We start from the raw sequence: 10,551 nt of genomic DNA, 5'->3' as shown, positions 1-10,551 counted from the left end.
GATCCGTTTCAACGTCCACGTGTTCGGGCGCACCGCCCGTGAGGCGATGGCGGTGCGCACCGGCTGGTTCCGGTCCTGGGAGACCGACCGGCCGGGTCACCTGTGCTTCTACTCGCAGAACCTCGGGATGACCGGGCCGCTCGCCTGCACCGACGACGTGCCGGCGGCGGTTCGGGAAACGCTCGGCGCGACAGCGGGATCCGACGCCGAGACGTTGGTGGCCGTCGACGCCGGGCACGAGGCGGTGCGTGAACGCGTGCGGCGGGGTGAGCGGGTGATCGCCGCCCCGCCCGCGCCGGGGGAGCGCCTGCTGCGTGCCGTGGAGGTGATGGACCGGCTGTGGGGATTCGGCGGCTGGGAGGTCACCCAGACGCACGATTCGTTGCGCCGCTACCTGCTCGAGGAGACCTACGAACTGCTCGACGCGATCGAGGAAGGTGACCCGCACGGCCTGCGCGAGGAACTGGGAGACCTGTTGCTCCAGGTGCTGTTCCACTCGCGGATCGCCCAGGAGTCCGGCACCGACCCGTTCACCGTCGACGATGTCGCCGACACGCTCGTCACCAAGCTCGCGTTGCGCAGCCCGCACCTGACCAACGGTCACACCGGCCCGATCGACGTGGCCGAGCAGGAGGCGGCGTGGGAGGTGGCGAAGGCGGCGGAGAAGGCCCGGCCCTCCTGCCTGGACGGCATCGCGATGGCGCAGCCGGCGCTGGCGTTGACCGAGAAGGTGCTGACCCGCAGCGCCAAGGCGGGATTTCCGTCGGATCTGGTACCGGAATCGCTCGGTTCGGTACGGATCTGCGGTGAGGGCAGCGCCGAGCAGACGCTGCGGACCGCTGTCGTGGCTTTCGCCGGCCGGATCCGCAGAGCCGAAGACGCCGCCGAAGCCGATCGCGGTAAGCGAAGACCATTGTCGAGCGACGACTGGCGCAGGTATTGGCCGCAGACGTGAGCGACGACGCCGGTCGGGGTCGCCCGACCCGGCAGGATGCGGCAGCCCGCCGCCCGCGGCCTAACCTGTCTGGCGACGTCCTGCACGTCGGCGGGTCGTGCGCGTGAGCTTGCGGCCGACTCGAATCAGCAAGTCCTGCTGGCGCCGTGCATACAATTGGGCCACAGCGCGCCGGGCCCTGCGCCGCTGCTCGGCGCTCAGGTCGTACTCGGCCAGCGATCGCACCATTTCCCTGCACTCCAGTGTGGTCGCGATGTACGCCTGCCACGACGGTACGTCGAGCTTGCGTGCCAGCATCGACGGTGTCGCATGCGTCAGGTGCCGTCGCGCCAGCACCTCCGGCACGTGCCCCCATGGCCCGGCAAGCGCCAGCTTGGCGGCGAACACCTCGTCTTCGCGCAGCATGTTCCGACGCTCGATCCGTACCGCGGGTTCGCGTCGGATCAAGCTGTACAGAGGATCGACCAGTGGGATGGCCTCGTTCAGCATCCCCAGCATCGCGGTGAACCGCGTAACCGGGTCGTCGGAAGCGAGGGCCGTGCCGTGGTGCGGGCTGAGTCGTGTCAGGCCGTTCGGAGCGGTGTACTCGATTCGGTTCGTCACCAGGATCAGCCGGTCGTCGGCTGCGAACGCCTCCAGAGCCCTGGAGATGCAGCGCGGTGCAAGCCAGTCGTCATCGCCTACCCACCGAAAGAAGGTGCCGGTGGCCAGCCGGAGCGCGCTGATGTAGTTGTTGAGCAGGCCCACGTTCACGGGGTGCCGGTGGTAGACGACCCGGCTGTGTTGCTCCGCCAGGCTGCGGCACAGCTCCTCGGTCCCGTCGGTGGAGGCGTTATCGCAGATCACGAGTTCGATGTCGGTGTGGTCCTGGGCGAGCACCGATTGCACCACGACCTCGAGGCGATCCGCCCCGTCGCGAACGGGCAACCCGATGGAGACCAGCGTGTCGGTGTGGCCCATCGGGCACCCCCTCGTCGCTCGACTCGTGCATTACACCGTGCCTCCACGCCTCGGGCGGAATGCTCGGGCCGGGGCGACGACAGGCCTGGCGGCTTCTTCGATCAGGCCGGTACTCGGTGGACCGGACACCGAGTCCGGTTTTCAGATACGTTCGAGCCAGATTTCCCGCCAGAAAGGCACGAATTCGCGGGGGCAGTTGGCGTTGTACGCGCCGCTGCAGACGACGTCCGCCAGCACGATGCAGGGGTTCTTCATGGTCAGCAACTCGCCGGTCTTCTCGTCTATACATTTGGTGACCCGGGCCTGCACTCGTGCCGTGCGGCCGCAGTAGCGGGCCATCTCTTCCTCGAAGCCCATGCCCCGGTTCAACCGATCTTCGTTGAGCGTCAACATGATCTGATCCTTGGGCTTGATGCGTACCATCTCGCCCGGTTGGAGGTTCAGGTGGGCGGTCGGCGTCCTTCCGACCGCCTTGCCCGCGACGAAGCCCCAGGGCAGCCCGTCGCGGAACCACAGCTTGCGCGGTAGCCGCCGCCTGCTGGCGTCCTGCAGGCGATTGAACAGGCTTACGAGAAAGGCCTTGATCGAGTCGATGGGACCGGCGTTTCCGGTCTTCACGTCCGTCACATACTGGCCGAGATCGCGGAACGGCAGGCACGTCGGCGCGGCGCGCATCAGCTCGGTGGCCTGGCACGAATAGCGTGGTCGGCCGTCGGGTCCCGGTTCCTTGCGGGTGTTGACCTCGAGCAATGGAATCTCGATACGGCCGGAGACGGACGAAGTCGGCGTTCCGGGGCCGACGCGTTTGAGCCAGGCTTCCTTCCAGTACAGGGAACACGCTGTCTGGCAGCCCCCGTGCGCGGAGCCGTCACAGCGCGAATCGGTCAGGTGGACCGCATTGTCCATCCTGTGGATGCCGCTGCCCGAAATGGTGTCGCAGAGCTTGTGCGCAACCTTGTGCACGGTCAGCCGACGGCCGCAGAACCCGAGCATCTCCGGCATGAAGGGCAGGTTCTCGAGCTCGCCCCGTTCGTCCAGCGTCGCGAGGATCTCTTCGGCGCTTCGAACCTCGACCAGGTCGCCGACGCGCAGGCCCGGAATGGTCGCGGACTTCGTCATCGTGAGTGTTTCCTTCCCTCCCGGGGGCTGCAGCGCGTCGGATGTCCGGGTGTACGCGGTGGACCACGATTGCAGCGATCCGGGACGTCCTCCGCGCTGCGCTACCGGGCGAAACGGGCGATTCGTGTTCGGGATCGCCATCGGGGCCTGTTCCATTTCGATGCTACCTCCGGCCTTGCCGTCGAATCTTCGACTCGGACGGAGCGCTCTGTCGGAAAACACCCCAGGATTTCGGGTCGAATCGGGTGTCGGGAGTGGCATCCGTCAGCCCACCGCGATGATCGATTTGGGGACACCCAGTATCCGTTCGCGCAGAATGGTCGCCGTGGGGAAGTAGTCGCGCATCTCTGTGATGCTCACCAGTTCGGTCCACAGAACCTCGTTGCGCGCCTCGTCGATGTTCGCCGGCCTCGTGTGGACCAAGGGCCAGTGTGCGGCAATGGCGACCCGGGCAGCGGCAGGCAGAAACTGCATTCCGGGAAAGAGCCAGTGCGGTTCGAGGGGAAAGTAACGATATGGCGTCTGAATCCAATAGTGCGGCGCGAGGCGCCGGACCTGTCGCGCCAGCTCCGCTCTGCGGGCATGTCCGCCCACGTGCTCGATGAGTGAATTCGAGAACACGATGTCGAAGCGGGAGTCGACGTCCGCCTGTGCAAGGACGCGGGTCGCATCGCACGCATCACCGAGGACGGGAACGATCCACCCGTCGTCGGACTCACCGGGCTCGAAGAGATTGAGTACCGTAACGTGCTCGGGCCTGACCGGGGCACGGCGCCATGCCTCTATCGTTCCGCCGAGATCCAGAACCCGCATGTTCTCGATCGCCGGGAATGCCTCACGAAACATCTGCCAACGCCGCATCCTCGTTCTGGCGCCCAGAGATGTCGGAGAATCCACGAGTATGCGTCGCAGTTGGGTGCCGGCCACAGATCCCCCTCCGGTGATCAGGCTCTCGACGTTCGCAAGACGCCTATGCTATCACCGCCGTGCGACGACAGGGCCGATCTCGATCCGGTTCGATGCGCCGTTTGCGTGGTTCGCGCGTACTACCCTCGGTTCTCATGACCGGACCGAAGGTTCGTATCGCGATCCTGGGCATCAACTTCGCCCCAGAGCCGACCGGGATCGCGCCCTATACGACCCTTCTCGCGTCCGGATTGGCCGCGCGTGGGCACGAAGTCGAAGTTCTGACCGGATTCCCTCATTATCCGCAATGGAAGCGCCTGGACGGAGGTTTCCGGTTCCGATCCGACGAAATCGAGGATCGCGTTCGGATTCGGCGCTTCGGTCACCACGTCCCGCGGGGTGCTACGGCAGTCGGTCGAGCGTTGATGGAGATGAGCTTCGGGCTTCAGCTTCTGCTCGCGCGATGGAACGGACCCGACGTCGTCCTCTGCGTGAGTCCACCATTGCTGGCGGCAGGACTGTCCGTGGTGCGCGCACGGCTGTCGTGGCGGCGACCTGCAATCGGCGTCATCGTCCACGACCTCTACAGCCGTGGGGTCGTGGAGGCGGCGGCGCTGTCGGGCTTGTCCGCCTGCGTGGCACAGGCGGTGGAATCTGCATTCCTTCGGTCGGCGGACGGCATTGTGGTAATCCACGACGGATTCGCGCAGATCCTCGAGGAGCACCTCGGCGTCGACCGCAGAAGAATTCGCACGATCCGGAACTGGAACCATGTCGCACCCCCGGATCCCGCGGCCAGCTCCGCATTCCGCGCCGCACACGGCTGGGATTCCGACGAGGTGGTGATCTTGCATGCTGGAAACATGGGCACCAAACAGGGCTTGGAGAATGTTGTCGCGGCGGCCCGGCTGGCAAGTCGCGAAGGCCGCCGTGTGCGGTTCGTCCTGCTCGGTGACGGCAACCAGCGCGTTCGTCTGGAGGCTGCGGGCGCCGGAATCCCCACACTGCAGTTCCTGGCGCCGGTCACAGAGGAGGACTTTCCTTCAGCGCTCGGAGCTGCGGATGTGCTTCTCGTGAACGAACGACCCGGCGTCGCGCAGATGGCGGTACCCAGCAAGCTGACGTCCTATTTCAACTCCGGCAAGCCTGTCCTCGCGGCGACCGACGCGGACGGATTCACGGCGACCGAGATCGCCGCATCAGGGGCCGGTATCCGTATCCCGGCCGACCGACCGGACCTGTTGCTCCGGGAGGCGGTCCGATTGGGCACGGACGGGGCGCTCGCCGCACACATGGGGGAGCAGGGACGTCGCTACTGCGCTACAACCTTGTCCACATACGAGGCCCTGGAGCGCTACGAGAAATGGATCGGGGATCTCGTGCGCGAGTCGCGCAGGCAGAGGTCGCGCTGATGGTCAAACGCGCACTCGTGACCGGCATAACCGGACAGGACGGGTCCTATCTCGCGGAGTTGCTGCTGAACAAGGGCTACGAGGTCCACGGAGTCATCCGCCGTGCCTCGACGTTCAACACCCACCGGATCGAACACCTGTACGTGGACTCTCACGTACCCGGCGCGAGGTTGTTCCTGCACTACGGAGAACTCCTCGACGGGGCACGGCTCACGGCGCTGCTGTCGGCGATTCGTCCCGACGAGGTGTACCACCTGGCGGCGCAGTCACACGTTCGCGTGAGTTTCGACGAGCCGGAATACACCGCCGAAACAACAGCACTCGGAACAATTCGGCTGCTCGAGACGATTCACCAGATCGGACTCGACTGCCGCTTCTACCAAGCGTCGAGTTCGGAGATGTTCGGCGCATCGCCGCCGCCGCAGAATGAGGAGACGCCGTTCCATCCCCGCTCGCCGTACGGCACCGCCAAGGTGTTCGCCTACTGGACGGCACGCAACTACCGGGAGGCATATGGTCTCTTCACAGTCAACGGCATCCTGTTCAACCACGAATCACCCAGACGGGGGGAAACCTTCGTCACGCGAAAGATCACCCGTGCGGTGGCTCGCATCCGGGCCGGCCTGGATCGGCATCTGTACATGGGCAACGTCGACGCAGTCCGTGACTGGGGTTACGCACCCGAATACGTCGAGGGGATGTGGCGGATGATGCAGGCCGAGACCCCGGACGACTATGTGCTGGCGACGGGAGAAGGCTATTCCGTGCGCGAATTCCTTGCCCTCGCGTTCGACCACGCCGGTCTCGACTGGGAGAAGTACGTGCGATTCGACGAACGCTACCTTCGCCCCGCGGAGGTCGACTCGGTGATCGGCGACGCAGCGAAGGCCGGAGCGATCCTCGGCTGGAATCCTCGGGTGCGCACTCCCCAACTCGTGAAGATCATGGTGGACGCCGACCTCGCGGCACTCGAATCTCGAGGCGGTCACCGGATCGACAGACCCGAGCTGCCGGGGTGGGGCACCTCGTCGCACTGACCCTGTGGGATCAGCTGCGACAGGTTCCCTGATGCGCGACGAACCACTCGTATGTCATCCGGACGCCCTCCTCGAGCGGGGTCTTCGCGGTCCATCCGAGTTCCGTGAGGCGTCGGACGTCGAGCAACTTGCGCGGGGTGCCGTCCGGCTTCGACGGATCCCACCGAATCTGCCCGCGGTAGCCGACCACGTCGGCGACAAGGTGCGCGATCTCGGCGATCGTTACGTCACTACCAGTGCCCACATTGACCGGCCGGCAGTCGTCGTAGTGGTCCAGCAGGAAGTGGCAGGCATCCGCGAAGTCGTCGACATACATGAACTCGCGCCGGGGCCGGCCCGTGCCCCAGCACGTTGCATGCGGAGCGCTGTCCCGGGCCGCGTCATGGAGGCGACGGATCATGGCGGGCAGGACGTGGCTGTCGTGCGGGCTGAAGTTGTCGCCCGGACCGTAGAGGTTCGTGGGCATCGCGCTGATGTAGGGCAGGCCGTGCTGGCGGCGGATGGCGGTGACGTGCGCGATCCCGGCCAGCTTCGCGACCGCGTAGCTTTCGTTCGTCTCCTCCAAGGGACCCGTGAAGAGTGCCTCTTCGCGAATCGGCTGTTCTGCGAACTTGGGGTAGATGCAGCTCGACCCCAGGAAGAGGAATCGCTTCACGCCACTCGCGACGGCGCTGTCCAGCAGGTTCACCTGTATGCGCACATTGTCGGAGATGAAGTCGGCGGGTCGACGAGCGTTCGCTGCGATCCCGCCGACCCGTGCTGCTGCGGCGATCACCACCTGCGGGCGGGTCGCCTCGAAGAACTCCGTGGTAGCGCGGGCGTCGCGCAGATCCAATTCGGCCGAACTACGTCCGATCAGATTCTCGAACCCGCGCTTTGCGAAGTGGCGCCACAGCGCCGATCCCACCAGTCCCCGGTGACCCGCGATGTAGATCCGGGTGCTTCGAGGTAGGGGGTAGGAGTTCGTCCCGGGATGACGACCTGCGACGCAGGAGGCTCGATCGGACCGATCGACATCGACGCTATCCCGTGCAGGGTCGGTATCCGACACGGCCACCTCGATCCTCCGGTGGGGGTCCCGAACGCTCCGGTGATGTCCGGGAGAGGGTGGCACATGCACGCACCGCAACTTCCTCCAACCGATCACCTCGAACCGGAGCCGGTACCGGGTTCGAAGGTTACCACTTGCTCGTTCGTCGACGCGCGGAGATTCTCAGCGCGTGCCCGGCGCAAGGGCAGGACTGCGACTGAGCCGACGGAACGCGACAAGGCCGGCACGTGCCGGCGAGCTCACCGCGTCGGGCGCTCCGATCTGGCCGCGCACGTACGTATCGGGCCCGAACTGCATGCAGCTCGGGTAAAATTCGACGGAACAACGACGCCTCGAGGGGTGCGAGTTGGGTGGGACGAGTTGGGATCACGGACAGCGAGACCTGCGCGGTCCGGCGCACCCATGTCCGACGCCGTGGCCTCGAATGGTTGTGGATGCCGTTCCGATCGATCTGGTCGATCGAGAGCTCGCGATGGCCCTCATCGTCGATGCGCTCCGCCTACCGGACCCGCTCGCCGTCGCATCGGCCAACCTCGACCATCTCCATCACTTCGAACGCGACAGCTTCTGGACGGACCGTCCACCTGCGGTTTCCATCGGAGAGCCGTCCAGGGGGCTGCGCTGGCTCACACTGCTCGACGGAGTGCCGCTCGTCCGGAAAGCCGAGGCACTCAGCGGTCGGCCTTGGCCGAAGCTTTCGGGCAGTGACCTGATCTGGCCGATTCTGGAGTACGCGGCGAAACACGGCACGCGGGTGGGGTTTCTCGGCGGGACCGCCGAGACACACGAGCAACTCCGCAAGACGCTGAGGATGCGCCTTCCCGCCCTGCAGGTCGCGGGCACCTGGGCGCCGGCGCGATCCGAGATACTCGACTCCCGAACGTCGGCGGGAATCGCCGCCGACATCCGTTCGGCCGAGGTGGAAATCCTGATCGTGGGACTGGGAAAGCCCCTGCAGGAGAATTGGATTGCGCGATTCGGCCCGGACACCGGAGCGCGGGTGCTGCTCGCGTTCGGTGCCGTGGTGGACTTCCTCGCCGGCCGCGTGAGCCGGGCGCCGCGGTGGATGGCGGACCACGGCTTCGAGTGGACGTGGCGACTGATGCTGGAGCCACGACGGTTGAGCCGTCGCTATCTCGTGCACGATCCGCCGGAATTGCTGCGGTTGATGCGCCGAGAACCGACGCTCCAGCACGAAGCGGCGATGGCGCATCCCGACAGGAGTGTGGGGCGCGGTGCATTCGTCGGGCCCCGACGGCGGGCTACCGTCGCCGTGGTGGTGGTGACGTACAACAGTGTGTCCGATCTGCCCGGGCTGATCGACGACCTGCGTATCGCTGCTCGCGACCAGTCGATCCGCGTCGTTGTCGTCGACAACCAGTCGTCCGACGGCACAACCGATGTGGTGCGCTCGCACACCGACATCACGTTGGTCGAGTCCGGGGGGAATCTCGGCTATGCCGGTGGCATCAATGCGGCGATGCCGTTCGTGGAGCCGTGCGAGGCCGTGCTGATACTCAATCCTGATCTGTCGTTGGCCCCTGGAGCGGTGACCCGCTTGATGACATCGCTCCGTGGCGACGACCGAATAGGGGCCGTGGTACCGCTCATTCTCGACGCAGACGGCGCAGTCTACAACTCGATTCGACGCGAGCCCTCGCTCTCGCGTGCGGTCGGGGACGCATTGCTCGGCCGCAGACTTCGTAAGAGGCCGTCCTTGCTTTCCGAAATCGATTACTGTCCAGCAGATTACCTCGAAGCTCACGATGTGGACTGGGCAACCGGAGCCGCACTGCTCATTCGAACCACGGTGGCGCACGAGGTAGGCCCCTGGAACGAGGAGTTCTTTCTCTACTCCGAGGAGACGGACTACTTCCGTCGCATCCGCGAGAGCGGCCATTTGGTTCGGTTCGAGCCGTCGGCGGTGGTGCAACACCGCCAGGGAGGCTCGGGTACATCGCCGGCTCTCGCACGGCTCATGGCCGTGAACCGAATTCGATACGTGAAACGACACCACGGAGCCGCGTACGCGGTGCTTTTCCGCGGAGCCGTGGCATTGGCCGAAGCGCTGCGCTCCTACGATCGGGAGCGTCGACGTACGCTCGCAGCTGTGCTGAACCGCAGGAAATGGCGAGATCTCCCGCACGCGACCTCACATGGCTGAACAACTGTCGGGACCGCACCGACGCGGCGCAGTGATCGTTCCCGCGTACAACGAAGCCGCGGTGATCGAGCGGACGCTCCTGCCGCTCAGCCACGCTGCAACCGAGGGGTATATCGAGCTGATTGTGGTGCCCAACGGCTGTACCGACGACACCGCCGCGGTGGCCCGACGTATCCCGGGCGTGCACGTTGTCGAGTTGCGGGAGGGGTCCAAACCTGCGGCACTGAATACCGGTGACCGGATCGCCACGATGTGGCCCCGGCTGTACCTGGACGCCGACATCCGGATTTCGGCCGGTGCGGTACTGGCCGTCCTCGATCGACTCGCCCGCGGTGACGTGCTCGCCGCTCGTCCCGAGTTCCGTTACGCGTTCGACCGCTCCGACCCACTGGTTCGCAGCTACTACCGTGCCCGGCAGCGGATTCCGCAGCGAGAGCCCATACTGTGGGGTGCCGGTGTGTACGGCCTGAGCAGACAGGGGCATGCGAGGTTCGGATCCTTCCCGGATCTTACGGGGGACGATCTTTTCGTCGACTCTCTGTTCGACGCCGATGAGAAATCCGTGGTGCGTACGGAACCGGCCGTGGTCACGACTCCCACTGATGTCGGAAGTCTGCTCGCAATTCTGCGTCGCAGTCATCGCGGCGGCACCGAAGCGCGCGTCGTCGACCGGAGTCGCGTGCGCCGCACCGGCCCGGCCACCGCTCGCGCGGTGCTGCGGTCGATCCGGGGACCCGGATCGGCTGGGGATGCAGCGGTGTACATCGCGGTGGCGCTCGCGGCCCGGCGGGGTGCACTGCATCCGAACGTGCCGTGGGAGCGCGACGAAAGCAGTCGAGAGCCTCGGTGAGGGGTTCATGAGGGGTGCTACTGGAGGTCGCAGTCGGCAGTCCGGGACACATTCGACGACGGCAACGCCGTTCATCTTTATCGGATCGACCGGACTG

9 protein-coding genes are annotated in these 10,551 nt (G+C 65.8%); 5 read left to right on the top strand and 4 right to left on the bottom strand.

Features of this window, described 5'->3' with window-relative positions:
* Positions 1 to 127 precede the first annotated feature (127 nt).
* Positions 128 to 955: a MazG family protein gene (locus AIIKEEIJ_RS31720; protein ID WP_238406661.1), complete on the top strand. Its 828-nt coding sequence runs from the start codon at positions 128 to 130 to the stop codon at positions 953 to 955.
* A gap of 60 nt (positions 956 to 1,015) precedes the next feature.
* On the opposite strand, the gene AIIKEEIJ_RS31715 is transcribed toward AIIKEEIJ_RS31720, so the two are convergent.
* The 3 genes from AIIKEEIJ_RS31715 to AIIKEEIJ_RS31705 form a co-directional block, all read right to left on the bottom strand.
* Positions 1,016 to 1,915, bottom strand: coding sequence for a glycosyltransferase family 2 protein (locus AIIKEEIJ_RS31715; RefSeq protein WP_161995233.1), 900 nt, complete (start codon positions 1,913 to 1,915; stop codon positions 1,016 to 1,018).
* Positions 1,916 to 2,056: 141 nt separating this feature from the next.
* Positions 2,057 to 3,034 carry a hypothetical protein gene (locus AIIKEEIJ_RS31710; RefSeq protein WP_050034788.1) on the bottom strand — a complete coding sequence of 326 codons (978 nt, stop codon included), beginning with the start codon at positions 3,032 to 3,034 and terminating at the stop codon, positions 2,057 to 2,059.
* A 264-nt stretch (positions 3,035 to 3,298) separates the two neighbouring features.
* Positions 3,299 to 3,880, bottom strand: coding sequence for a methyltransferase type 11 (locus AIIKEEIJ_RS31705; RefSeq protein WP_232334097.1), 582 nt, complete (start codon positions 3,878 to 3,880; stop codon positions 3,299 to 3,301).
* Between the two features lie 215 nt (positions 3,881 to 4,095).
* On the opposite strand from AIIKEEIJ_RS31705, the gene AIIKEEIJ_RS31700 reads away from it, so the two are divergent.
* A complete protein-coding gene (locus AIIKEEIJ_RS31700; protein ID WP_050034790.1) occupies positions 4,096 to 5,352 on the top strand; it encodes a glycosyltransferase family 4 protein in 1,257 nt (418 codons plus the stop codon).
* Positions 5,352 to 6,389, top strand: coding sequence for a GDP-mannose 4,6-dehydratase (gmd, locus tag AIIKEEIJ_RS31695; RefSeq protein ID WP_050034791.1), 1,038 nt, complete (start codon positions 5,352 to 5,354; stop codon positions 6,387 to 6,389). The genes AIIKEEIJ_RS31700 and gmd overlap by 1 nt, the downstream gene beginning before the upstream one ends.
* Before the next feature lie 10 nt (positions 6,390 to 6,399).
* Here gmd and AIIKEEIJ_RS31690 read toward each other — a convergent pair whose 3' ends face one another.
* Positions 6,400 to 7,323 carry a GDP-L-fucose synthase family protein gene (locus AIIKEEIJ_RS31690; RefSeq protein WP_050036298.1) on the bottom strand — a complete coding sequence of 308 codons (924 nt, stop codon included), beginning with the start codon at positions 7,321 to 7,323 and terminating at the stop codon, positions 6,400 to 6,402.
* Between the two features lie 541 nt (positions 7,324 to 7,864).
* On the opposite strand from AIIKEEIJ_RS31690, the gene AIIKEEIJ_RS31685 reads away from it, so the two are divergent.
* Complete coding sequence (locus AIIKEEIJ_RS31685; protein ID WP_082120204.1) at positions 7,865 to 9,604, top strand: WecB/TagA/CpsF family glycosyltransferase; 1,740 nt, start codon at positions 7,865 to 7,867, stop codon at positions 9,602 to 9,604.
* Complete coding sequence (locus AIIKEEIJ_RS31680; protein ID WP_082120205.1) at positions 9,597 to 10,454, top strand: glycosyltransferase; 858 nt, start codon at positions 9,597 to 9,599, stop codon at positions 10,452 to 10,454. Before AIIKEEIJ_RS31685 ends, AIIKEEIJ_RS31680 begins: the two co-directional genes overlap by 8 nt.
* The last annotated feature ends 97 nt before the right edge of the window (positions 10,455 to 10,551 follow it).

This window comes from Rhodococcus sp. YH1 (assembly GCF_009939605.1).
Lineage (GTDB): Bacteria > Actinomycetota > Actinomycetes > Mycobacteriales > Mycobacteriaceae > Rhodococcus > Rhodococcus aetherivorans.
This window is presented reverse-complemented; position numbering and strand designations above follow the sequence as displayed.